The organism is Peterkaempfera griseoplana, assembly GCF_001418575.1.
In the GTDB taxonomy this organism is placed as follows: Bacteria; Actinomycetota; Actinomycetes; order Streptomycetales; family Streptomycetaceae; genus Peterkaempfera; species Peterkaempfera griseoplana.
Window position 1 is genome coordinate 1 of sequence record NZ_LIQR01000301.1, and the last position, 23,778, is coordinate 23,778.

At 70.4% G+C, this 23,778-nt stretch carries 18 protein-coding genes and 3 pseudogenes; 15 read left to right on the top strand and 6 right to left on the bottom strand.

Annotation, left to right across the window (positions count from 1 at the left end):
- From AOK09_RS22270 to AOK09_RS22320, 13 genes and pseudogenes are all read left to right on the top strand, one after another.
- Positions 1-598, top strand: a pseudogene (locus AOK09_RS22270) (hypothetical protein); the annotation flags it as partial.
- A gap of 78 nt (positions 599-676) precedes the next feature.
- Positions 677-823: pseudogene (locus AOK09_RS39295) on the top strand (ISAzo13 family transposase); the annotation flags it as partial.
- 512 nt (positions 824-1,335) lie between these two features.
- On the top strand, positions 1,336-2,502 hold the full coding sequence (locus AOK09_RS22275; RefSeq protein ID WP_107101414.1) for an ROK family protein: 1,167 nt from the start codon (positions 1,336-1,338) through the stop codon (positions 2,500-2,502).
- Between the two features lie 346 nt (positions 2,503-2,848).
- Positions 2,849-6,187 carry a glycoside hydrolase family 2 TIM barrel-domain containing protein gene (locus AOK09_RS22280; RefSeq protein ID WP_063796031.1) on the top strand — a complete coding sequence of 1,113 codons (3,339 nt, stop codon included), beginning with the start codon at positions 2,849-2,851 and terminating at the stop codon, positions 6,185-6,187.
- A 15-nt stretch (positions 6,188-6,202) separates the two neighbouring features.
- Complete coding sequence (locus AOK09_RS22285; protein ID WP_079063315.1) at positions 6,203-7,501, top strand: ABC transporter substrate-binding protein; 1,299 nt, start codon at positions 6,203-6,205, stop codon at positions 7,499-7,501.
- Positions 7,498-8,421, top strand: a complete 924-nt coding sequence (locus AOK09_RS22290; RefSeq protein WP_055589003.1) for a carbohydrate ABC transporter permease — start codon at positions 7,498-7,500, stop codon at positions 8,419-8,421. The genes AOK09_RS22285 and AOK09_RS22290 overlap by 4 nt, the downstream gene beginning before the upstream one ends.
- Positions 8,418-9,293, top strand: a complete 876-nt coding sequence (locus tag AOK09_RS22295; protein ID WP_055589004.1) for a carbohydrate ABC transporter permease — start codon at positions 8,418-8,420, stop codon at positions 9,291-9,293. The genes AOK09_RS22290 and AOK09_RS22295 overlap by 4 nt, the downstream gene beginning before the upstream one ends.
- A gap of 104 nt (positions 9,294-9,397) precedes the next feature.
- A complete protein-coding gene (locus AOK09_RS22300; protein WP_055589005.1) occupies positions 9,398-10,483 on the top strand; it encodes an LLM class flavin-dependent oxidoreductase in 1,086 nt (361 codons plus the stop codon).
- Between the two features lie 1,044 nt (positions 10,484-11,527).
- On the top strand, positions 11,528-12,547 hold the full coding sequence (locus tag AOK09_RS22305; protein WP_055589006.1) for an LLM class flavin-dependent oxidoreductase: 1,020 nt from the start codon (positions 11,528-11,530) through the stop codon (positions 12,545-12,547).
- A gap of 243 nt (positions 12,548-12,790) precedes the next feature.
- Complete coding sequence (locus AOK09_RS43250; RefSeq protein ID WP_157875991.1) at positions 12,791-12,946, top strand: hypothetical protein; 156 nt, start codon at positions 12,791-12,793, stop codon at positions 12,944-12,946.
- A gap of 232 nt (positions 12,947-13,178) precedes the next feature.
- A complete protein-coding gene (locus AOK09_RS22310; RefSeq protein WP_055589007.1) occupies positions 13,179-14,087 on the top strand; it encodes an ABC transporter substrate-binding protein in 909 nt (302 codons plus the stop codon).
- Positions 14,088-14,093: 6 nt separating this feature from the next.
- Positions 14,094-14,993 carry an amino acid ABC transporter permease gene (locus AOK09_RS22315; protein ID WP_055589008.1) on the top strand — a complete coding sequence of 300 codons (900 nt, stop codon included), beginning with the start codon at positions 14,094-14,096 and terminating at the stop codon, positions 14,991-14,993.
- On the top strand, positions 14,972-15,730 hold the full coding sequence (locus AOK09_RS22320) for an amino acid ABC transporter ATP-binding protein (protein ID WP_055589009.1): 759 nt from the start codon (positions 14,972-14,974) through the stop codon (positions 15,728-15,730). Before AOK09_RS22315 ends, AOK09_RS22320 begins: the two co-directional genes overlap by 22 nt.
- 52 nt (positions 15,731-15,782) lie before the next feature.
- Here the strand turns inward: AOK09_RS22320 and AOK09_RS22325 are convergent, their stop codons facing one another.
- Positions 15,783-16,631, bottom strand: a complete 849-nt coding sequence (locus tag AOK09_RS22325) for a helix-turn-helix domain-containing protein (protein ID WP_055589010.1) — start codon at positions 16,629-16,631, stop codon at positions 15,783-15,785.
- A 157-nt stretch (positions 16,632-16,788) separates the two neighbouring features.
- Here AOK09_RS22325 and AOK09_RS22330 point away from each other — a divergent pair, with 157 nt between their 5' ends.
- On the top strand, positions 16,789-17,394 hold the full coding sequence (locus AOK09_RS22330) for an NADPH-dependent FMN reductase (protein WP_055589011.1): 606 nt from the start codon (positions 16,789-16,791) through the stop codon (positions 17,392-17,394).
- A gap of 39 nt (positions 17,395-17,433) precedes the next feature.
- Here the strand turns inward: AOK09_RS22330 and AOK09_RS22335 are convergent, their stop codons facing one another.
- The 4 genes from AOK09_RS22335 to AOK09_RS22350 all read right to left on the bottom strand — a co-directional run bounded on the left by AOK09_RS22335 (position 17,434) and on the right by AOK09_RS22350 (position 22,446).
- Positions 17,434-18,963, bottom strand: a complete 1,530-nt coding sequence (locus tag AOK09_RS22335; protein WP_055589012.1) for an MFS transporter — start codon at positions 18,961-18,963, stop codon at positions 17,434-17,436.
- Positions 18,960-19,730 carry a GNAT family N-acetyltransferase gene (locus AOK09_RS22340; protein ID WP_079063318.1) on the bottom strand — a complete coding sequence of 257 codons (771 nt, stop codon included), beginning with the start codon at positions 19,728-19,730 and terminating at the stop codon, positions 18,960-18,962. Before AOK09_RS22340 ends, AOK09_RS22335 begins: the two co-directional genes overlap by 4 nt.
- 209 nt (positions 19,731-19,939) lie before the next feature.
- Complete coding sequence (gene metX, locus AOK09_RS22345; protein ID WP_217698463.1) at positions 19,940-21,085, bottom strand: homoserine O-acetyltransferase MetX; 1,146 nt, start codon at positions 21,083-21,085, stop codon at positions 19,940-19,942.
- Complete coding sequence (locus AOK09_RS22350) at positions 21,082-22,446, bottom strand: bifunctional o-acetylhomoserine/o-acetylserine sulfhydrylase (RefSeq protein WP_079063319.1); 1,365 nt, start codon at positions 22,444-22,446, stop codon at positions 21,082-21,084. The genes metX and AOK09_RS22350 overlap by 4 nt, the downstream gene beginning before the upstream one ends.
- 530 nt (positions 22,447-22,976) lie before the next feature.
- Here AOK09_RS22350 and AOK09_RS22355 point away from each other — a divergent pair.
- Complete coding sequence (locus AOK09_RS22355; protein WP_157875992.1) at positions 22,977-23,495, top strand: hypothetical protein; 519 nt, start codon at positions 22,977-22,979, stop codon at positions 23,493-23,495.
- On the opposite strand, the pseudogene AOK09_RS22360 reads toward AOK09_RS22355, so the two are convergent.
- A pseudogene (locus AOK09_RS22360) lies at positions 23,444-23,778 on the bottom strand (LLM class flavin-dependent oxidoreductase); the annotation flags it as partial. The gene AOK09_RS22355 and the pseudogene AOK09_RS22360 sit on opposite strands and share 52 nt — an antisense overlap.

Consider the following 23,778-nt stretch of genomic DNA (forward strand, 5'->3'; position numbering starts at 1 on the left):
CGGCCGGCGGGCGTTCGGCGCGGCCGGCGCACTGGGCGCCTTCGCGTTCGCGATCCTCGGCCTGATCTCCTCCCTCGGGGCGAGCGTGCTCCACGGCACCCTGCACACCGACTCGCACCTCGTCGTCGGCCTCGCGGCCTTCCTCATGTTCGGTTCCGCGGCGGCCGCCCAGCTGGTGCTGGGCCGCCTCCCACTGCCCCGCCTCCTGACCGTGGGGGCAGTGGTCTTTCCGGTCGGGCTGGTCCTGTGCGCCGTCGCCCTCTACCACCCGGCGCTCTGGCTTTACCTGGTCGCCGTGTCCCTGTCGGGAGCCGGCTCCGGGCTGCTGTTCAAGGGAGGCGTCGAACGTGCCGTTTCGGTGGCCGAGCCCGCCTCACGCGCCGGGGTCCTCGCTGTGTTCTTCGTCGTCGCGTACCTGGGAATGGGCCTGCCGTCCGTTCTGTTCAGCATCGCCCTGCGGCACTTTGCCGTGCAGACCGCGATGATCGGTTTCGCGGCGGTCCTCTCCTGCGGCGCCGTTGTGTCGGTCGCAGTCACGTTGCGGGATCGCGCACCCGGTGCCGGCGCGCTCTCGGCGCGGTCCGCTCGCCCCTCCTGACCTCCGTGCGGCGTATGCGGCACCGGTTGCGTGGGAGACGCAACCTGTTGCTTCGGGGCATCGACTCGTTGATCCGGTATGGCGATCACGGAGGCAATGCTGTCCCAACTCCGCTGCCGCTTCGCGGTGTTGCTACCCCATCTGAACGAGCGGCAGCGGCGTCTGGCGGTGGCGGCCGAGGCGGGGCTGCTCGGTCACGGTGGGGTGCGAGCCGCTCGCCGTTCTCCCGCAACGGCACGGCCGCCACCCGCGGGTCGGACATCGACACGACCTCGCTCATGTTGCGATCGTCTCGCGGATCCGCCTGCCGCCACATCCGTTTCCGTGTCATCGCCGTCACGGAGCAGCAACACGCTGCCAGCGCCACCTCTGGCGGACACGACCCACGCCCGTGGCCACCGGATCACCCGTGCGCAACAGTCCACAGAACAGCCTCCCCGAGCGTCTCGGCCCGCAACCAGGCGGGCCTGGTCCCCGCGGCGGGAGTTTCTGACCGGCACACGATCTGCAGCCTCTGGGTATGTGAACGCCTTGTTGCGGAGTATGAACATCGTTTGTTGCTTCGCGGGTGATGTGCTGCCGATTCCGGAGGTTTTCTGTGATGGAAAAGCGGGATTTTCCGGTGCAAACGCTGTCCCGCCGGCAGTGCCGACCAATCCTCCGGAGCATTGACGTTATTTCCTCCGGAAGACATGCTCCCCCGCATGACAACGAGTCGTCCCAGTCCTCTCGCTCGCATGCGCCGTGCGCACGAGGCCGAGGTGGTGAGTCTGCTGCGCCGTCACGGCGCGCTCACTCGCTCCCAGCTCGGCGAGTTGATCGGACTGTCGCGGACGTCGCTTTCGGACATCACGGGCACGCTGTTGTCAAACGGTGTGGTGATGGCCGAGCGCTCCGAGGCACAGGGGGTTCGAGGGCGGCCGGCCGAGGTGCTGCGCCTGGACCCGGGTGCGGGGCAGATCGTGGGTGTCGACTTTCACCACCGAAGGGTGCGCGTTGTGGTGGTCAACGCCGCGCATCGGGTGATCGGTTCGGCTGCACGACCGTACGAACTCGGTCGGCCGTGGGCGGACCGTCTTGATCTCGCGCTCGGGCTGCTCGCCGAGATGGTCAGCGACGGGCGTGTGACCTTGGGTGGTCTGGAGCGGATTGGCGTGGGAATCACCGGTCCGCAGCCCATTGCTGACGGTACGGAGACAGGAGAGCGACCCAGTGGGTTGGCTGTCGAAGTGTCTCGTGCCTTCGGTGAGCGTTACGGGGTGCCCGTGCTGGTGGAGAACAACACGCGGCTGACCGCTCTCGGGGAGGCCGCGCAGGGAGCGGGGGCCGCTGCCGGGAACATGGTGTACGTCCAGCTTTCCTTTGGAGTCGGCGGCGGGCTGGTGCTGGGCGGCAGGCTGGTTCGCGGGTCCGCGGGTACGGCCGGCGAGGTGGGGCATGTCCCGGTGGCACTGGACGGTCCGGCGTGTCGCTGCGGCGGTCGCGGTTGCCTGGAGCAGTATGCGTCGCTGCCGCCGGTCATGCGCCGGGCCGGATACCGTGACACCGGTCCGGAGTCGGTTGAGGAGTTTCTGACCGCCGCGACTGATCCCTCCGCGCCGCGGCACCAGGACAGCGCGGATGCGGTCAGGAGCGTTGCTCGACCTCTGGGCCATGTGCTGTCCGGCCTGTGCAACGTCCTCTCCCCGGAACTTGTGGTCATCGGCGGGGAGATGGCGCGCGTCGGACGCCTGCTCACCGAAGCCGTCCATGAGGAACTTCAAACGAAGGTCCTTCGGCCCGTCATGAAGCAGCTGCGGCTGCGGACGGCGCAGCTGGGTGACGAAGGAGGTGCGCTGGGCGCGGTCGCACTGGCCCTTCACGAGACCCCGTTGCTTACCGGGTATTCCCCTACCGCCGGATAGCAGGGGTCAGCCGAGCTCTATGTCGGGGCATGGGTCGCTGTTCCTCACGTAATGCCCCATGTCTCTTAGCGAGTTGCTGTCGTCGGCTGTTCAGGGCCGGCTCCCTGGTAGAGCCTCTCCGACCCCGTACCGAACACCTGCTGAGGCAGGGCTTCGGGGAGCGTGTGCACGGGTCGGGTCCACAACCGCGCCGACGAGGCCATGGCGGGCCGCCCCATGGCCGTTCATGGTTCGACCACGAAGACGCACAGAAGACGCACAGCGGTTTTGTGCTGCGCCTGGATCCTCCTCCTGGTCCTGAGCGCAGTCCGTAATCCCCCCATCGACCTCAAAGTTGGAGTATGAGATGACGGAGACGGCACCGGGGCTCTCCCGGCGTTCGTTCGTACAGGCGACCGCCGCCGCAACCCTGCTGGCGGTTCTCGGTCGTCCGGGTGTGGCGTACGCAGCCGAGACCGAGCCGGAGCCGGGAGCGGCAGCGCGGACGCTGCCGCTCAGCGCGGACTGGCTGTTCGGTGGCGAGTTCAGCAGCGGTTCCGACCAGCCCGGCTTCGACGACGGGCAGTTCGAGCGAGTCACCCTTCCCCACACGGTGACCCCCCTGTCCTGGCAGAAGTGGGACCCGACGTCCTGGGAGAAGAACTGGATCTACCGGCGGCACTTCGACATCCCGGCCGAACTGGCCGGGCTGAGACTGTTCGCCGACTTCGACGGCGCGCTGACCGGGGCGACCGTCGCGGTCAACGGGCAGGTGACGGGCCGGAACCAGGGCGGCTACCTGCCGTTCAGCCACGAGATCACCGACCTGGTGCAGGCGAAGGACAACGTGCTCGCCGTCCGGCTCGACTCGACCTTCGGCATCGACGTCCCGCCGGACCGGCCCGGGCAAGCCTCGGTGTCCGTCGACTTCTGGCAGCCCGGCGGCATCTACCGGCAGGCGCGCCTGCGCGCGGTGCCGCAGATCTTCGTCGCGGATGTGTTCGCCCGGCCGACGAACGTACTGGACGCCGCCCAGCGCGCGGTCGAGGTGCAGGTCACGCTGGACGCGGCGGCTGCCGCTGCCGCGGCAGGGCAGCGCACGCGCGTCGTCGCCGAACTGCGCGACGGACCCGCCACGATTGCCTCCTCGGCCATCGAAGTGGCGATCCCACAGCCTGGTCAGACCACCGTGACCACGTCGCTGACCGGCCTCGACGACATCGTCCTGTGGGATGTCGACCGTCCCCGCCTGTACGGCGTCGTCGTGACCCTGGAGGTCGGCGGTGCACCGCTGCACGACTACGGGGTGCGGATCGGGTTCCGTGATGCCCGGTTCACCAAGGAGGGCTTCTTTCTCAACGGCCGCCGGCTCCAGCTCTTCGGTCTCAACCGGCACCAGTTCTTCCCCTTCGCTGGAGGGGCGATGCCGGACCGTGTGCAGCGCAAGGACGCGGAGATCCTGCGCAATGATCTGAACTGCACCATCGTGCGCTGCTCGCACTACCCGCAGTCGGAGGCATTCCTCGATGCCTGTGACGAACTGGGACTGCTGGTCTGGGAGGAGGCACCCGGTTGGGGCTACCTCGGCGACGACGCGTGGAAGGACGCCGCAGTGCGCGACGTCGGCACGATGGTGCGCCGCGACCGCAACCACCCGTCCATCGTCATCTGGGGCTCGCGCCTGAACGAGACGGCGGACGACGTCCCCTTCTACACGCGCACCAACGACCTTGCGCACTCCCTCGACCCGTCCCGCCCCACCGTCGGCGCGATGAACGGAAAGCACAACACGCCCAACTACGTCGAGGACGTCTTCTCGCAGAACGACTACTCCTCCAGCACCGGCCCGGACGGCAAGAAGCGGCCTGAGCTGCAGGCACCCCGTACCGACCGCCCGTACCTGGTCAGTGAGGCGGTGGGAGCCCTCTCCGGCCCGGCGAAGTACTACCGCCGTACCGAGCCCCAGGACGTCCAGCAGGGGCAGGCCACCGCGCATGCCCGGGTGCACAACATCGCCGCGTCGGACGACCGGTACTGCGGACTGATCGCCTGGGGCGGTTACGACTACCCGTCCGGAAACGGCAACCAGTTCCAGGGCGTCAAGTACATCGGGGTCGCGGACCTGTTCCGGGTGCTCAAGCCCGGTGCCGCGATCTACCAGTCGCAGGTCGATCCTGCCGACCGGCCGGTCATCCAGCCCGCATTCTACTGGGACTTCGGCCCGGTCTCGCCGGTCACCGGTCTGTCGGCCGCGATGATCTGCTCGAACCTCGACCGGTTGGAGATCTACGTCGGCGACCGGCACCACGCGACCGTGACACCCGACACCACGGGTTACGGGAACCTGGCCTATCCGCCGTCGTTCGTCGACTTCAGCGGTGTGGACGGCTCCCTGCTCCCGGAACTGCGCATCGACGGCTATCTCGGTGACCGGCAGGTTGCTTCCCGGAGCTTCTCGGCCGATCCCGCCGGGGACCGGCTCCTGGTGGAGGCGGACGATCAGGAGCTGGTCGGCGACGGCTCCGACGCCACCCGGGTGGTGTTCCGGGCGGTGGACAAGTACGGCGCGCCGCGCCCGTACGCCGGCGGTCAGGTCGAGCTCTTTGTGAGCGGCCCTGCCGCACTGGTCGGAGACAACCCGTTCCCGTTCGCCGACACCGGGGGCGCGGCGGCGGTCTGGATCCGGACGCTGCGGAACTCGCCCGGCACGGTCACCGTCCGCGCCGTGCACCCGACGCTCGGGTCGGCCCAGGTCGACCTCAGGGTCCGGCAGACCGTTCCGGGGGGTCCTCCGGTGCCCTACGGGACGCTGTCCGTACAGGCAACGCCGGGACTCGTCCTGGCAGGCGACTCCATCGAGATCGCCGGGGCTTTCACCAACAACGGCAACCCGACCCTGCAGCGTCTGGCACTGACCGTTCAGGCCCCGGACGGCTGGCAGGCGGTGCCGACGACGCCCACCGCGTTCACCGCGGTGCAGAGCGGGAAGACGCTGCAGGTCGGCTGGCGGGTGACCGCCCCCGCCGACGCGGCACCGGGCCAGACGGCCACCATCAAGGTGACAGCGGCCTACACCGGGCACGACGAACAGAACGTCAGCCACGCACAGTTCGATCTCCAAGTGCCCCATGCGTCCTTCACGGCCGCGCGGAACAACCGGGGCATCACCGACGACAACGACATCGACGCCGGTGACTTCGACGGCGTGGGCAACACCTATTCGTCGCAGGCACTCGCCTCGGCAGGTCTTGCGCGCGGCGCCTCGGTCACCCATGACGGGCTCACCTTCACCTGGCCCGACACCTCGTCCGGCGAGCTGGACAACGTCATCGCGACCGGTCAGACCATCGCGCTGAGCGGCTCGGGAACGAAGATCGGATTCATCGGCGCCAGCAGCAGCACCTCGCTCTCCGGAACCGGGACGATCCACTACACCGACGGATCGACGAGCGATTTCCCGCTTCTCCTGGAGAACTACTGGGCTGCGCCGGAGGCCGGCAACGAGACCGTCGCCGCGACGTCGTACTGCAACTCGAAGGGTACCGAGGGCAGGCCGCGCGGCCAGCGGCCGCAGCCGCTCTACCTCTTCTACACGAAGGCATCGATCGACGCGAACAGGACCGTGGCCGCGGTGACGCTGCCCGCCGGTTCGTTCGGCTCGGGCCGGATCACCGCGATGCACGTCTTCGCCACAGCAATCGGATAGGGAGAGAACACACCCATGACAACCCACAACCCGCTCCGTCGGACGCTACCGGCTCTGGCAGGCGTGCTTGCACTCGGCCTGCTCACCACGGCCTGTGGTGGAAGTTCGGACAGCGCCGGCGCGACCACGACCACGATCACCTTCGCCAACTGGGCCGACGCGGAGCCCGCCACGCAGGCGGGGCTGCGGACGCTGATCAGTGAGTTCGAACGGACCCACCCCGGCATCAAGATCAAGAGTGAGCCCATCTCGTTCACCGACATCGGGCAGCGGCTTCTCCTCCAGGTCCAGTCCGGCAATGCACCGGACGTCGCCGAACTCGCCGGCAACGACACCCTGACCACCGCCGAGACCCAGGCGCTGCAGCCGCTGGACGAACTCGCCGGCTCCGGGTACAAGCAGTCGATCATCCCCGCGGAGCTGCAGCTCGGCGAGGTCGGCGGGAAACTCGTCGCCGTCCCGTGGACGGTCGGACCGATCGGCCTCTGGTACAACAAGAAGATCCTGAAGGACGCCGGGCTGGACCCGTCCAAGCCGCCCGCCACCTGGGACGACCTATTGGCCGACGCGGAGGCGGTGCATCGCAAGAACCCGAAGATCATCGCTTTCGGCCTGGACAGCACCAACCGTGCCTTCGGCCTGGACACCAACTGGCCGATCATCAAGAGCTTCGGCGGACAGCCGTATCAGGGAACGACACCGGCCGCCGACTCGTCCGGCGTGAAGTCCTACCTTGACTTCGCGCGGCAGATCGCCAAGAGCGGATACACCCCGGCCAACCAGAAGGCCGGTTTCTTCCGCCAGCCTGCCGCCTCGGACCAGGTGGCGTTCACCGTCGACGGCCCCTACCTGAAGAGCGTCGTCCAGTCCACCAGCAAGGTGACCGACCAGCAGTTCTCCGACACCTGGGGTGTGGTGCCGCTGCCGACCACGGACGGCCGGCCGCACTTCAGCGTTCCGACCGACCACCAGCTCGTGCTGTTCAAGAGCAGCAAGCACCAGCAGGCTGCCTGGGAGTTCATCCAGTTTCTCTCCACGTCGCCGGCCGGTATCCAGTACACGATCAAGTCCGAGGGCTCGCTGCCTCCGGTGGCCACCCTCACCGGTGACGCGGCGAAGCTGCTCGACAACCCGATCGCCAAGTCCTTCCGGGACGACATCGTTCCCCTCGTGACCAGGCCGGAGTGGGGTTCGAACTACGCCAAGGCGTACTCGCCCATCATGTCCTCCGTCCAGAGCGCGATGACCGGTTCGCAGTCCATCGACTCGATCACCTCGGGTCTCCAGTCGGACCTGGAGTCTGCACTCAAATGACCGTCGACGCCCCCGTTGCGGCGGACACGGCACGGCCGCCCCGGCGCAACAGCCGCCGGGGCGAGCCGTGGCTCGACTGGATGACTCTGCCCGCGCTGGTCATCCTCGCTGTCGTCATCGCCTATCCGATCATCCGGACCGTACTCACCTCGTTCTACGACTATCCGCTGTTCAACCCGGAGCATTCGTTCATCGGCGTGCGCAACTACCATCGTCTGGCGTCGGACACCGTGTTCTGGCAGGCCCTGCGGAACACGGTCGTCTACACCGCCGCATCGGTTCTGGGTGCCATGCTCATCGGGCTCACACTGGCCCTGGTCACCGAGCGGCTCCGGGGCCCGTGGCGCGTACTGCGCGGCGCACTGCTGACCCCGTGGGCGGTGCCGGTGATCGTCGTGGGGTTCCTGTTCCGCTTCATGTTCGATGAGCAGGGCGGTGTCGTGGACGCCGTTCTGCTGCGCACGCACACCACCGGAACCGCCGTCCCGTGGCTGACCGGCGGCTACTGGCCGATGATCTCGGTGGTCATCGCGAACATCTGGTCCCAGGCGCCGTTCTTCCTCATGGTGTTCACTGCTGCGCTCGGCGCGATACCGCCGGAGGTCGTCGAGGCGGCGCGGATCGACCGGGCCGGCGGCTGGACTCTGATCCGGCGGATCAAGCTGCCGTACCTGCGCGACGCGGCCCTGGTCGGGACGCTGCTGATGGTGATCCAGAACTTCAACAACTTCCCCCTCATCTGGACGATGACCGGGGGTGGACCCGCGTACGGCACCACGACCCTGGTGGTGTACGTGTACCGGCTCGCCTTCACCAGTTACGACCTCGGATACTCCTCCACGGTCGGCGCCGTGTGGCTGGTGCTGCTGCTCGCGGTCGCGGTGGTGTTCGTCAGGGTCCTGCGAAGGAGGTCCGCGTGACCGTGGAAGAGAGGCCCACCAAGCATCGCGGTGGCCGCCGCGCCTGGTTCACTCGGGTGTGCGTCGTGGTGACCGTCGCGCTGTTCGCGGTGTGGACATTGTGGCCGCTGTACTGGATGGCCGCCACCTCGCTCAAGTCTCCGTTGGAGGCGACCCGTCTCGACCCGACACTGTGGCCGCACTCGTTCACCTTCGCGAACTTCCGCGCGCTGTTCACCGGCACCGTCCCGTTCGGAACATACCTGTTCAACAGCATGTTCACCGCACTCGTCTCGGCACTGGTGGCCGTGGTGGTGTCCACCCTGTGCGGGTACGGCTTCTCCAGAGGCGGCTACCGACTCACCGGGGTCACAAGCATTGCCGTACTGGCCACCCAGATGCTGCCCCTCGTCGTCCTCATCGGGCCGCTGTATCTGCTGCTGCTCAAGGCGCATCTGCTGAACACCTATCTCGGGCTCATCATCGGTTACACGTCCTTCTCCGTGCCGTTCGGTGCCTGGATGATGAAAGGCTTCTTCGACGCGATGCCCCGCGAGATCGAGGAGGCCGCGCGGGTCGACGGAAACGGCCGGCTCGGTGTGCTGTTCCGGGTCGTCGTCCCGCTCTCGGTGCCGGGACTGGTCACCACCGCAGTGTTCGTCTTCATGAACACCTGGAACAACCTGTTGTACCCGCTGACCCTGGCCAGCACCGACTCACGGCAGACCCTCCCCGCCGGACTGATGCAGAGCTTCAGCGGCACGTTCAAGACCGACTGGGGCGGCATGATGGCCGCCGCGCTCATCACCAGCCTGCCGCTCGTCATCGCTTTCTTCGCGGTTCAGCGCTTCATGGTCCGAGGCATGACCGCGGGCGCCTTCGCGGGCACTTGAGCACATCAGCAGGTGGACCGGGCGACCACGGCGCCCGGTTCGCGTTCACTGTTCGACTACCCCGGCCCCGGCGGGGCACCCGACAACAGAGATGGGAATGTCCGATGGCATCTGAGGTCTCGTGGTTCGCAGCCCTCTGCGACGACGACTACGAATTCCTGGGGGTCTCCGAGCGCGCCCTGCAGTCCAGCTGGGAACACTGCCGCGGCATAGCGCTCGGCGCGGAGGAGGCCGGGTACGACAATCTGCTCCTGCCCTCCGGATACGAGATGGGAATCGACTCGCTCGCGTTCGCGGCCGCGATAGCTCCGCAACTGAAACGGATACAACTGCTGCTGGCAGTGCGGATGGGCGAGATGTGGCCACCGCAGTTGGCACGGCAGCTTGCGACGATCGACCAGATGCTCGGCGGTCGGCTCACCGTCAATATCATCTCTTCCAACCCACCCGGACAGAACCTCCCGTCCGCGGATCGCTACCACCGCACCGGTGAGATCATGCGGGTGCTCCGAGATCTGCTGAACGGTCGGCCCGTCGACTTCCACGGCGAGTTCGTCGACCTCACCGTCGACCCGCCGCGCCTGTGCCCGACGCCGGGTGGCTGCCCGCCGTTCTATTTCGGCGGACTGTCGGAGGCGGCACGCGACGTCGCCGCCCGGGAAGCCGATGTGTACCTGATGTGGCCGGACACGCTGCCCGCCGTTACGGAGGTCATAGCCGACATGCGGGAACGGGCCGCCTGCTACGGCCGGGAACTGCGTTTCGGCTACCGCTCCCACGTGATCGTACGAGCCACCGAGGAAGAGGCACGGGCCGCAGCACGCCGCCTGGTCTCCCGGCTCGACTCGAACACCGGCGAACGCATCCGCAGCCGATCCCTCGACACCTCGTCGGCGGGAACAGCACGACAGACCGAACTGCGTGAAACCGCCGACGACGACGGATATGCCGAGGCGAACCTCTGGACGGGCATCGGCCGCGCGCGCTCGGGCGCAGGCGCGGCCATCGTCGGCGACCCCGACCAGGTACTCGCAAAGCTCCAGGCCTATACCGACCTCGGCATGGAGTCGTTCATCCTCTCGGGCTACCCGCATGCGACGGAAAGCGACCTGTTCGCCCGGTACGTGCTCCCCAGGCTGAAACACGGTCCGCTGCTCCCCCGTCGCTCTTCTTCCCACGGTCTACATTGAGCCGCTTGGGGCATCATTGCATTCATGGCTCTGGCGTACATCCGATGGGGCACGGAGCAGTTGGACTCACTATCCGTAACCCCAGCAGGTGAACGCGTTTCCAGGACGCGACTGAGGCGATGAGCGAGACCGCTTGGCTGCTTCAACATGTCAGTCGGCGCAGTAACGCCCCCTACCATCGGGGCCACCTCCCCCGGTCGGGCAGGGCGTGAAGATGTTGGTCAACGGACCGTAGCCCTCCGCCTGGACGACGACGTGGTCACTGCTGATCGTCGAGGTACCGACGGGGGTGGCCGGGCCTGCCGACGGCGACTGCGCCACCGACGCGGCCAACCCGCCGTGGTGTGGGAATTTTCGACCGCTACCCGTCGCCGTACCCTGGCCAGGCCGCCGGCGGTGCTACCGAGACGCAATCACAGTCCGTCAGCGCCACCGGCCTTCGGCGGCCCGCGCCCGGGGACGTCCGATGCGGTCCGGCCGTCACGGTAGGGGGCCAGGAACGCGGTCAGTGCCGCCGGCATCGCCTCGGGCGCTTCCTCGGCGGGGTAGTGGTCACATTCGGGAAGGACGAGGCTCAGCCTCGTCCTCCAGGACCCGGCCACCGGCTTCAACCGCAGCTGACGACCGCCGACGGCATCGCGGAGCCGCTCACCGTTCACACCGCTGAGTCGAGGGTTGCCGTCCGGCCGGCCAGGGCTTGGACACCGAAACTCGTGGCTCGCGCACACCGTGGATCGCCGCTCTGCGGGGCGTCAGGACTCGCAAGAACAGCGCACCGGCCGTGCCGACGGTCGGATTGACACATCCCCGGGTCTGCTGTTGCGATGTGCGCATGGGCAGTACGCCGTTCCTCACCATCCGCGGCCCCGTCGATTTCCGTCGCGTGTGGTCCGTCGCGTGTCGCCGCCGAGGGTAGGCCCCCAACCCACGGATCCGCGTTCCCCTGCGGCAGCCCGCGGGCAGGCCCGTACGACGACCACCTGAGACCCCCGGCAGAGCACCGGCGTGCCGCCGCGCCTGCCGCGCACGACGTAGGAGAAGACCGTGCCCCAGAGCTCCGAACCGTTGCGCAAGCTCGGATTCCTGACCATCGGCTTGTTCGACGCCTCCGACCCTCGCCGGGGCCACGAGTCGACACTCGAGATCATCGAGCGGGGCGAGCAGCTGGGCTTCGACAGCGCCTGGGTACGGCACCGTCATCTGCAGTTCGGCATCTCCTCCCCCCTGACCGTACTGGCGGCGGCCTCGCAGCGCACCCGCCGCATCGACCTGGGCACCGCGGTCATACCCCTGGGGTGGGAGAACCCGCTGCGGCTGGCCGAGGATCTGGCGACCGTGGACCTGCTCTCCTCGGGGCGCCTCAACCCGGGTGTCAGCGTCGGCCCTCCCATGCACTATGACCAGGTCAAGGACGTGCTCTACCCGCAAACGGCGGACCTTGAGGATTTCGGCCACGACCGGGTGCGGCGCCTGCTCGACTTCGTACGCGGTGTACCGGCGACCCGCTTCAGCGGTGTCGAGGGCTTCGAGGTGTTCTCCGACCGAGTCCAGCCGCACTCCCCCGGCCTCGGCGGCCGCATGTGGTACGGCGGCGGAAGCCTCCGGTCGGCGCAGTGGGCGGGTGAGAACCGCATGAACTTCCTGACCAGCAGTGTGGTGAAGGCCGAGGAGTCCGAGGACTTCGCCGAAATCCAGCTGTCGCACATCCGCAGGTTCCGCGCCCACCACCCGGACGGCGACCACGCCCGGGTCTCCCAGGGACTGGTGGTCATCCCCACCGACTCCGCCTCCGCCGAGCAGCGCGCGAAGTACCAGGAGTACGTCCGGAAGCGGACACCGCGCACCGCCACCCCGCAGGGCCCGGCACGCCTGATGTTCGCCCCCGATCTCGTCGGGACCTCCGACCGGATCGCCGAACAGCTCTACGCGCACGCCGCCTTCCGCGAGGTGAACGAGGTGGCCTTCGCGCTGCCGTTCAGCTTCGACCACAGCGACTACGTCCAGATTCTCACCGACATCGCCACCAAGCTCGGCCCGGCACTCGGCTGGCGACCCGCCGACTGAGGCGCGCCGTCGCGTCGGGGTTTGCCCTCGTGCCGCGGCCTGATGGCCCCCTGGATCGCCCTGTGTGGCGCGAGTGCACCGACGGACGAGGACAGGAGGTTGTCGGGCCGTACCTGCCGCGAGGGGAGCACGGCCCTTGCCCCGAACGCCGGCGGCAGCGGTTCGCGGTGTGATCCGGCGGTTCAAGGCCGGCGGGCCACGTCTGCCACGGGCGCGGAAGACGGCGCGCGTCTCCGCCACCGGGTGACGGCAACCACCGGCGAGTACAACCGCTGCACCCGCGATCACCCGCAGACCGGGTTGCTCGCCGAGGACGTCCGCGCCCAGCGCCACGGAGACGACCGGCAGGAGGGATCCGACGGTGGCGGCGCCGGTCCCTCGCTACCTGTCGCCGGATGAACGCCGGTTCAGGGCAGTTGACCGCACGTCATGCACTGCCGAGCGGTGACCAATGCGATTGACACCGGGGCTTCGCCGCCGCAATGCTGCACCGCATGTCCGGACCGCTTCCGCTGGTACGCCGCCGCCACGTGGACCACGTGCGCTGCGCCGCCGACCTGTGTCGCTGAGCGCCGCTTCGGCCGGCTCCGCCCGTACCCGACCCTCCGGACCCACGAGAAGGAATCCTCCCGTGTCCCGCACCCGCAGACTCCTCGCCGCCCTCGCCGGTGCCGTCGCCCTCACCGCGGCCGCCTGCGCCCCCCAGCCGGACGCGCCCGTCGCCTCGGCCACCACCGCGTCGTCCTCGACCGGCCCCGCAACCGCCTCCTCGCCGACCGGCGCCGACTGCTCCCCCGACAGCCCCGCCCTCCACCGGAAGGGGCAGCTGACCGTCGCGACCGACTCCCCGGCCTACGAGCCGTGGTTCGTCGACAACAAGCCCGCCAACGGGCAGGGCTTCGAGAGCGCGGTGGCGTACGCGGTCGCCGCCAAGCTGGGCTTCGACCGCGACCAGGTGAAGTGGACCGTCGAGCCCTTCGACAACTCGTACGCCCCGGGCCCGAAGAACTTCGACTTCGACATCAACCAGATCTCGGTCACCCCGCAGCGGGCCAAGGCGGTGGACTTCTCCACCAGCTACTACACCGCCGGCCAGGGAGTCCTGGTGCTGGACGGCTCGCGGTACGCGAAGGCCGACTCGCTGGCCGCGCTGAAGGACGCCCGGATCGGGGTGCAGGTCGCCACCACCAGCTATCAGGCCGTCCTGGACCGCATCGCGCCCACCCACCGGCCGAGCATCTTCAACACCACCAACGACGAGATCCGCGCCCTGCAGAACGGCCAGATCGACGCACTCGTCACCGATCTGCCGACCGTGTTCTACCTCGCGAGCGCGGAGCTCCGACACGGCCGGATCCTCGGCCAGTTCGACTACAGCGGCGGCGCTCCCGAGGAGTTCGGCCTGCTGCTGCCCAAGGGCAGCGGCCTGACCACGTGTCTCAACCGGGCCCTGGAGGCTCTGAAGACCGACGGCACCCTCAAGCAACTCACCGACCGCTGGCTGTCCGCCTCGGCGAACGTCCCCCGACTCGGTCAGTGACCGGTCATGGAACACGGCACCACGGCCGAGCCGGAGCAGCGGCCGCAGACAGCCGACGGGGACTACCGGCGCAGTCCCCGTGAGGAGGAGCGCCGACAGTTCCGGCGTGCCCGCGACCGGCGCAACCGCTGGACCGCCGCCCTGTGCACCATCGCCTTCGTGGCCGCCGTGGCGGCGGCCACGGTGGCCTCCCCCGGCTGGGAGCGGGTGCACGCGCTCTTCCTGGACGGCGCCGAGTTCCGTCACGCCCTGCCCGAGGTCCTGGACGGCTTCTGGCTGAACGTACGGATGTTCCTCATCGCCGAGGTCCTGATCCTGGTCCTCGGACTGCTGGTGGCACTCGTGCGGGTGACCCGGGCGCCCGGCCTGCAGCCGCTGCGGCTGGCCGCCACGGTGTACGTCGACGTCTTCCGCGGCGTGCCGACCCTGCTGCTGGTCTTCCTGGTGGGCTTCGGCCTGCCGGCCCTGCGGCTGCAGGGCACGCCGTCGCAGCCGTGGGTGCTCGGGGTGATCGCTCTGGTCCTCTCCTACACCGCGTACGTGGCGGAGGTACTGCGGGCCGGGCTGGAGTCGGTCCACCCGGCGCAGCGCAACGCCGCCCGCGCCCTGGGGCTCAGCACGCCGCAGGCCCTGCGGTACGTGGTCCTGCCGCAGGCGGTGCGCAACGTGCTGCCGCCGCTGCTGAACGACTTCATCGCCCTGCAGAAGGACACCGCCCTGGTCGCGGTGCTCGGCCCGCTCGAGGCGCTGCGCGCCGCGCAGATCAAGGCCGACTACGACTTCAACTACACCCCCTATCTCGCCGCCGCGCTGCTGTTCATCGCGGTGACCGTGCCGCTGACCCGGGTCGCCGACCGGCTGCAGCGGCGGGCGGCGCAGCGTGCATGGACGGAGACCGGCCGGTGAGCGAGGCCCTGCTGCGGATCCGCGGCCTGCGCAAGAGCTACGACTCCCGCCTGGTGCTGCGCTCGGTGGACCTGGACGTCGCCGAGCACCAGGTGGTCTGCCTGATCGGCGGCTCGGGCTCCGGCAAGTCCACGCTGCTGCGCTGCGTGGACCTGCTCGACGTCGTCGACGACGGGACCGTCCACCTGGGTGACACCGAGCTGACCGACCCCCGGCTGGACGCGGACCTGGTACGTCGCCGCATCGGCATCGTCTTCCAGGCGTACAACCTCTTTCCGCACCTGAGTGTGCTGGACAACATCACCCTCGCGCCGCGCCGGGTCCACCGCGTACCCCGGGCGCAGGCCGAGGAGACCGCGCGGGAACTGCTGGACCGGCTCGGCCTGGCCGACAAGGCGGCGGACCACCCGGAGCGGCTCTCCGGCGGGCAGCAGCAACGAGCCGCGATAGCCCGGGCCCTCGCCACCGGGCCGGAGCTGCTTCTCCTCGACGAGATCACCTCGGCGCTGGACCCCGGACTGGTCGGCGAGGTCCTGGACGTCGTCACCGATCTCAAGCAGCGCGGAATGACCATTCTCATGGCGACCCACGAGATGGGCTTCGCCCGCCACGCCGCCGACCGCGTCTGCTTTCTGGAGGACGGCGTGGTCCGTGAGCAGGGAACCGCCGAGCAGGTCCTGACCGACCCCCGGCACCCCGCCACCCGGCGCTTCCTCTCCCGCGTGCTGGACCGCTGAGCGGGGCGGCACGCGAAACGGCTCCCGGAGCCTCGTTGGGCGGCCGGAGCGGTCAGACGGCCCGGAGGGCGCCCGGGCGGCGGCCGGAGAGGCGGTCGAGGGCGGCGGCGGTCGCCTCGTCGGCCGGCAGGTGGACCAGGAGGCGCTGGTCGTCGTCGGCGGACAGTTCCAGCCTTTCGGATGCCAGCCGCAGCTCGCCCAGCTCCGGGTGGACCAGGCGCAGGACCGTGTTGGTCTTCGGCAGGCCCGGCAGCGTCTCCAGACGCCCGGCGAACTCGGCCCCGCAGGACACGGTCAACTCGTCCATCAGCTCGCCGACCTGGGTGTCGGACTGTCCGGGCCCCTGCTTGAGCGCGGCGACCTGGTCGTCCGCGACGCGGTCCCAGTCCGGGTAGGCGGTACGTGCCCGGGGATCGGTGAAGACATAGCGTGCGAGGTTGGGCCGGACGCCGTCCAGCAGTCCGACCGGCTCGACCAGTCGCCGGTACCCGTCCGTGCAGGCCAGGATCTCGCTCAGCCGGTTCACCAGCACGGCGGGCGTCGGTTCCAACCGGTCGAGCAGTGCCCGCACGGTGGGCCGCACCACCCTGTTGGGCCCGGCTCCTCCCCTGCAGCTGAAGCCCGGATCGGCGCCCTTGACGAGCCGGTGCAGATGGACCCGCTCGCGGGTGGTGAGCCGCAGCGCGTCCGCCAGCGCCGACAGCACCTGCGGCGAGGGCCGCCGGTCGCGGCCCTGCTCCAGCCTCGTCACGTACTCGACACTGACCCCGGCAAGGGTCGCCAGCTCCGCGCGGCGCAGCCCCGGCGTGCGGCGGCGCGGCCCGGCCGGCAGCCCCACCTCGGCCGGGGTGACGCCCTCGCGGCGCAGCCGCAGGAAAAGACCCAACTCGTTGTCGCCCACTCACCGAACGTAGCACCCCGTACCGGACCGGATCGTGGCCGTGCCACTACCAGTCTCCGCCCGGCCTCCCCCAGTCTCCGACGGGCCGTCAGGCTGGAGTGACCGGCCCCGGTCGGGGCCGGTGACCCACACCATCCCGCAACGAGGAAGCACACCCATGTCCAGTGCACGGCTCAACCTCGCAGTGATCATCGGCAGCGTCAGGGAAGGCCGTTTCGGCCCGGTGGTGACCACATGGTTCACCCAGCAGGCCGAACGGCACGGTGCGTTCGCGGTCGACGTGATCGACCTCGCGGACATCGACATCCCCCTCCAGTTGCCGCCCGTGCCCCCGGCGGTCCAGCCCGAACCGACCCGTCCCGCGGGGATGGCCGAACTGACCCGGCGGCTGAGGGCCGCAGATGCGGTGGTCGTGGTGACGCCCGACTACAACCGCAGCTTTCCGGCCTCCTTGAAGGCCGCCATCGACTGGCACTACACCGAGTGGCAGGCCAAGCCGGTCGGGTTCGTCGGGTACAGCGGCGCCAGCGGAGGACTGCTGGCGATCGAGCAACTGCGCCAGGTCTTCAACGAGTTGCATGCCCACACCGTGCGTGACTACGTTTCCTTCCCCCGCTACTACATGCTCTTCTCCCCCGAGGGAACCCTCCTCGACCCGGAGGGCCCGGAAGGCGCTGCCAAGCTCGTGCTCGACCAGTTGCAGTGGTGGGGTTCGGTCCTTCGCGACGCCCGCCGTGACCGCCCCTACCTCCAGGCCGGGTAGCGGGCCCCGCCCCCGGCGCCCGATGCGGCTGCGCCGTGCTCACCCCGAAGGGTCATGGTGGGGCTCCGGTACCGGGCGCCGCTGCTGAACGGCGTCCCGAACGGCGTCCTGAGCGGCCTCCACGGGCACGGGCTCCGGGGTTCGGGCGGCCAGGAGGGAGACGGTCAGGCCGACGGCGGAGACCGCGGCGCAGGCGAGTACGGCATGCCAGTAGGCATGGCGGTGTGCCGCCAGATCCGTCGAGGCGCCGCGGAGATAGACGCCGGACGCGGCGGAGACGCAGACGGCGGCAGCGATGCGCTGGGACATCTGGAGGAGGCCGCCGGCCACACCGGCGGCCTCCCGTGGTGCGTGCCGGAGCACGAACGCCTGGTTGGGCGAGACGACGATCCCCGAGGCCAGGCCGGAGCAGAACTGGGTCAGCGCCAGAGCCCGCGGCAGTGCGGAACGCGGGGTGAGCAGGCCGGTCAGGCCGCATGTCAGCAGTGCGCACAGGGAGAGCAGCAGGCCCACCGTGACCGTATGCCTGCCGAACCGGGGTACGACCCGCCAGGCCAGTGCGGAGCTGAGGATCATGGCCAGGGCCGAGGGCAGACTGACGGCGGCGGCGGCCACCGCGGGCATGCCGAGGCCGTCCTGCAGGAACAGCGCCAGCACCAGCGAGGAGGCGATGCCAGAGCCGAACTGTGCCATGGCGACCACGGTGCCCAGCCGGTAGGGCGCGGACCGCACCAGCGCGGGGTGCACCAGGGGACGGCGCCCGGCCCGGGCGTAGCGTCGCTGCCATCCGGCCAGGGCCGCCGCCGGCAGGCAGGCCAGGAGGGCCCAGAGCAGCGGGCCGGCGCCGGCCGAGGACTGGATGAAGGGCAGCATCACCGTCAGGGTGAGGGCGCCCACCAGTACCAGGCCGACCAGGTCCAGATCGGCGTGCCCGGCGCGGCCGCGCGGTGGGGGCAGGCAGCGGACCGCCAGCAGCAGGGTGACCAGGCCGAAGGGGACGTTCAGCAGGAACGTCAGACGCCAGCCCAGGCCGGGGCCGGCGGCGGCGATGAGAGCGCCGCCCAGCGGCGGACCCAGCGCCCCGGAGACGCCGCCGGTCACCGCGTACAGACCCAGTGCCCGTGCCCGGTCCTGACCGCTGAACACATCCTGGATGGTCCCGATCACCTGGGAGTTGACCAGTCCGGCACCCAGCCCCTGGAGCAGCCGGGCGAGGATCACCATCCACGGCTGGTCCGCGGCTCCGGCGAGGGCGCTGAACGCGGTGAAGACAGCGATCCCGGCGATGAAGAACGGCTTGCGGCCGTGCAGGTCGCCGAGGCGGCCGCCGGGAATGAGGGCCAGCCCGAAGGCGAGCGAGTACCCGGCGACGATCCACTGCACCTCGGTGGCGCCGGCCTGCAGTGAACCGCGCAGGTCGGGCAGGGCGAAGTTGAGGACGGACTGGTCGATCAGGGTGGTGAACCCGGCGCCCATGCAGACGGCGAGCACCCGGCGGTGGGCCGGGCCGAGCCCGTTCTTGTGGTGCGGGCGGCGGGCCCCTGCGACGTGGGATGCCTTGCCGGTCATCCCGGGTGGCCGGGGGTGCGGGCTTGGCCGAACAGGGTGTGGCGGCGCAGGGTGAAGCCGATCGACTCGTAGAGCCGGATCGCGCCGGTGTTGGAGGCGGCGGTGTGCAGGAAGGGGACGTCCCCGCGTTCCCGTATGCCGGCCGCGACCGCGCGGATCAGGCGGGTGGCCAGCCCCTTGCCGCGGTGGGCCGGATCGGTGCAGACGGCGCTGATCTCGGTCCAGCCGGGCGGGCGGAGCCGCTCGCCGGCCATGGCGATCAGTCGGCCCTGGTGGCGGATGCCGAGGTAGCTGCCGAGTTCCACGGTCCGGGGCAGGAAGGGGCCGGGTTCGGTGCGGGCGATCAGGTCCAGGATCTCGGGCACGTCGGCCGGGCCGAGCCGTACGGCCGCGGGATCGGGCTCGGCGCGCAGTCCGGTGTCGACCAGTTGCACGCCCGGGATGGTCCACAGCACCTCCCATCCCTCGGGCGGCAGCGTCCTCGGCAGGGAGGTCGCGGTGCCCGGGCCGACCAGTGCCGCCAGGTCGTCCCAGGCCTGGGGATCCGCCGGGTCGGCGAGGGCGACGAACGGGGTGACGTCCGACGGGTAGCGGGCGGCGCGGCCGCGGATCTCGGCGAATCGGCGGTGCGGGCCGGACAGCGCGGCCCAGGCGGGATTGTCCAGGACGTGCGGTGTCGTGGCGGTCGGTGTCGTGGCAGTCGGTGCCGTGGCAGTCGGTGCCGTGGCGGTCGGTGTCGTGGCGGTCGGATGGGTCTGCGCGGCCATGGTGGTGAAGGTTCTCCGTCCCTCGGGAGGCGGTCGTCCTGGGCAGTGGTTCGCCCGCCCACCGTCCGGGACGAAGGTCCGTCCCGGACGCGGGACGGGCAAGGAGTGGACGGGCGGTCTGTCCGTGCGTGGGTGTTGGCTGCTCAGCCGTCGTGTCGGACCGGAAGCGGCTTTCCTTTCGGAGGTGGCGGTGCACCGTGCGGTGAGCGTCAGACCACGAGTTCGCCGACGAGCGAGGCGACCTGCCCCGTCTCGATCAGGAAACCGTCGTGGCCGTACGGCGACTCGATGAGCCGTACCCGGTCGGCGCCCGGGATGCCCGCGGCGAGCTCCGCCTGCTGAGCCGGCGGATACAGCCGGTCCGAGTCCACGGCCGCGACCAGCGTGTCCGCGGTGATCCGACGCAGCGCCGCGGCGGTGCCGCCCCGGCTGCGGCCGATGTCGTGGCTGTTCATCGCCTCGGTCAGGACGACATAGCTGCCGGCGTCGAACCTCCGGGCGAGCTTGGCCGCATGGTGGTCCAGATAGGACTCCACCTGGTAGCGGCCGCCCCGCCAGGGGTCCTCCGGCTCCTGGTTCAGACGCCCGAACCTCGTCTGCAGTTCGAACTCGCTGCGGTAGGTGATGTGTGCGAGCCGCCTGGCCAGCCCCAGTCCGGCGTGCGGGCCGGCGCCCGGCCGGTCGTGGTAGTCCCCGCCGTACCACTGCGGGTCCGAGCGGATCGCCTGCAGCTGGACCGCGGCCCAGGCGATCTGCTCGGCGGTCGCCGCGGCCGGGCAGGCCAGCAGCAGGAGCCGCCGTACCCGGCCGGGGTGGGTCACAGCCCACTCCAGGGCACGCATACCGCCCATGGACCCGCCGACCACCAGCGCCCACCGGTCGACCCCGAGGGCGTCGGCCAGCCAGACCTCGGCGGCCACCTGGTCACGCTGCGTCAGAAACGGGAAGGCGCTGCCCCACCGGCGCCCGTCGGGGCGCGACGAGGACGGACCGGTGGTGCCCTGGCAGCCGCCGACGACGTTCGGCACGACGACGAACCAGCGGTCGGTGTCCAGGGCCCGCCCCGGCCCGATCAGGGCGTCCCACCAGCCGGGTGTGGGGTGCCCGGGGCCGGCCGCACCCGCCGCATGGCTGTCACCGGTGAGCGCGTGCAGGACCAGGACGGCGTTGGAGCGGTCCTCGGCCGGCCGGCCCCAGGTCTCGTAGGCGATCCGCAGCTGCGGCAGCTCGCCGCCCGCCTCCAGGACGAGCGGCCGGTTGCGCACCTGCCACTGGCGGCGGCCCGGCGGGTCCCCCTCCCGCCAGCCGCCGTGGACGGGCAGGGACAGGGCAGGCCGGTCCGCCTGCGCGGTCAGGAAGCCCCCTTCGCCGCACGGAAGCCGGCCTCCAGGTCGGCCTTGAGGTCGGCGATGTTCTCGATGCCTACCGACAACCGCACCAGTCCGGGCGCGGTACCGGTGGCCGCCAGCTGCTCCGGGTCGAGCTGGCTGTGCGTGGTGGATGCCGGGTGGATGATCAGACTGCGGACGTCCCCGATGTTGGCCAGGTGGCTGAAGAGCTCCACCCCGTCGACGAAGCGCTTGCCCGCCTCCACCCCGTCCTGCAGCTCGAACGCGAGCACGGCTCCAGCCCCGCGCGGCAGGTAGCGGCGCCCGGCCTCGTACCAGCGGTTGGACGGCAGCCCGGGGTAGTGCACCGCGGCCACCTCGTCGCGCTGCTCCAGCCATTCGGCGAGGGCCAGCGCGTTGGCGGAGTGCCGCTCGATGCGCAGCGAGAGCGTCTCCACTCCCTGCAGCAGCAGGAAGGCGGAGTTCGGCGAGAGGGCCGGTCCCAGGTCGCGCAGCAGTTGGACGCGGAGCTTGACCGCGAAGGCGCCGGGCCCGAGCGCGGGCCAGTACTGCAGGCCGTGGTAGCTGGGGTCGGGCTCGGTGAACCCGGGGAACCGCTCCGGGTACGCGCCGAAGTCGAAGGTGCCGCCGTCGACGACCACGCCCGCGATGGTGGTGCCGTGTCCTCCCAGGAACTTGGTGGCCGAGTGCACCACGACGTCCGCGCCGTGCTCGATCGGCCGCAGCAGGAAGGGCGTCGGCACGGTGTTGTCCACGATCAGCGGAAGGCCCGCCTCGTGGGCGGCGTCCGCCACCGCGCGTACGTCCAGCACATTGCCGCGCGGATTGCCCAGGGTCTCGGCGAACAGGGCCTTCGTGGTGGGCCGGATCGCTGCCTTCCACGCCTCGATGTCGTCGGGGTCGTCGACGAAGCTCACCTCGATGCCGAACCTCGGCAGGGTGTGGCGGAAGAGGTTGTAGGTGCCTCCGTACAGGGAGGCACTGGAGACGATGTGGTCCCCGGCGCCGGCCACGTTGAGGATCGCCAGCGTCTCGGCTGCCTGCCCGGAGGCAAGAGCGACCGCGGCGACACCGCCCTCCAGCGCGGCGATCCGCTGCTCGAACACGTCCTGGGTGGGGTTGTGGATCCGGGTGTAGATGTTGCCCGGCTCGGCGAGCGAGAACACATCGGCGGCGTGCTGGGCGTCCCGGAAGACGAAGGACGTGGTCTGGTAGATCGGCACCGCCCGGGCTCCGGTGGCCGGATCGGGTGCGGCGCCCGCATGCACCTGCTTGGTCTCGAACGACCAGCCGGAGGTGTCCGGTCCGGTCGTCCGGGTCTCCTCGGGGGTGGGGGCAGCGGTGACGGAGTCGAGGGGCTGGCTCATGGTTCTCCCTGGGGGCGGCCTGCACACGGCAGGCGAAGGCGGAAGCGCCGCCGATCGCCGCACGCCGGAGATGCCGCACTGCGGCCCGGCGGGGCGAAGGCGGGAAGGCGCACGGCACGGCGCAGGTCGCACGGTCAGGCGTGCGACGGCAGAGTGATCAGGGCCGCGGAGATGCGGTGGAACGCCTGCGGCGCGGCGTCAGCGCCCGGCGGAACAGCCCGTGGTGGTCACGCGCACGAAGTCGACGTGGCGGCGGATCACGAGCATGGTCATGGAGCCAGCAAAGCACAGCCGAGGCGAAGATCACCAGGTTTTCCCGCTGCCGGGCGGCTGCCCGTGTCGAGTGCTCGCTCGCGGATCCGCGCAGGCGTGGCCGCACGGCATGGAGGCGACGGCGCCCGGGAACCCGCCGGAGGCCGTCGGCCGCATGCTTGCATCGGCCCGGCGGGGCGGGCGGCACTCCGGAGGACGTCCGCACGGCCGAACTGGTGCTGCGGACAACGCCGTTGAGCCCCACTACCGATGGGGCGTTGCAGTCCGCGCTGTATGTGCTGTTGTACGCGGACCGGGCGGAGCCGGCCGAGCCGAGGTGTGCGGGCCTGCTGCGGGAGGTCACCGCGCGCCGGATCCCGGTGTGGCAGGCGCTGTTGACGGCGACCCTGGCGGAGATCCGGTTGCGGCTGGGTGAGGTGGCGACGGCCGAGCAACTCGCCCGTCAGGCGCTGGAACTGCTCCCGCCGGACGGCTGGGGCGTGTGGCTGGGCGCGCCGCTGGCGACGCTGCTGCTGTCCTCCGCCACGCTCGGCGGTACGGCCGAGGTGGAGCGCCGACTGCCGCCGCTGCCCGAGGGGTTGGCCGGCACCCCGTACGGGGGCGCAGTTCCTGTACGCGCGCGGCCGGGTCCGGCCGGCGGCGGGTGTGGCCGACGCGGCGCTGGAGGCCCGGCGGCGGAGCGGCACGCCCATGGGCGGTGTGCCGCAGGCCGGCAGACGGGTGGTCAGAGCGCGTCGCCCAGACCCAGCCGCCTGCGCAGGGTGTCCTCGGCGTAGGCGGCGCGGTAGGCACCGCGCCGCTGGAGTTCGGGAACCAGCCCGGTGCTGATGGCGGGGAGGTCGTGTGCGGTGGTGGCCGGGCGGAGCCGGTAGCCGGTGAGCCCGGCCTGCTGCCATTCCTGGAGGAGATCGGCGAGCTCCGCGGGCGTACCGGTGAAAATCAACGCATCGGAGGTGTGCTCGGTGCCCAGCGTCTCGTCCAGGCGTTCACGTCGGGCCGTGGCCGCGCCGGGTTCGGCGTCCAGGTGCACCAGGATGTCGGCGAAGACGTGCACGGTCT

Coding starts and splice junctions, on each gene's coding strand:
- AOK09_RS22275 (WP_107101414.1), top strand. CDS start 1,336: ATGCGCCGTGCGCACGAGGCCGAGGTGGTGAGTCTGCTGCGCCGTCAC.
- AOK09_RS22280 (WP_063796031.1), top strand. CDS start 2,849: ATGACGGAGACGGCACCGGGGCTCTCCCGGCGTTCGTTCGTACAGGCG.
- AOK09_RS22285 (WP_079063315.1), top strand. CDS start 6,203: ATGACAACCCACAACCCGCTCCGTCGGACGCTACCGGCTCTGGCAGGC.
- AOK09_RS22290 (WP_055589003.1), top strand. CDS start 7,498: ATGACCGTCGACGCCCCCGTTGCGGCGGACACGGCACGGCCGCCCCGG.
- AOK09_RS22300 (WP_055589005.1), top strand. CDS start 9,398: ATGGCATCTGAGGTCTCGTGGTTCGCAGCCCTCTGCGACGACGACTAC.
- AOK09_RS22315 (WP_055589008.1), top strand. CDS start 14,094: ATGGAACACGGCACCACGGCCGAGCCGGAGCAGCGGCCGCAGACAGCC.
- AOK09_RS22320 (WP_055589009.1), top strand. CDS start 14,972: ATGGACGGAGACCGGCCGGTGAGCGAGGCCCTGCTGCGGATCCGCGGC.
- AOK09_RS22330 (WP_055589011.1), top strand. CDS start 16,789: ATGTCCAGTGCACGGCTCAACCTCGCAGTGATCATCGGCAGCGTCAGG.
- AOK09_RS22335 (WP_055589012.1), bottom strand. CDS start 18,963: ATGACCGGCAAGGCATCCCACGTCGCAGGGGCCCGCCGCCCGCACCAC.
- AOK09_RS22340 (WP_079063318.1), bottom strand. CDS start 19,730: ATGGCCGCGCAGACCCATCCGACCGCCACGACACCGACCGCCACGGCA.
- AOK09_RS22350 (WP_079063319.1), bottom strand. CDS start 22,446: ATGAGCCAGCCCCTCGACTCCGTCACCGCTGCCCCCACCCCCGAGGAG.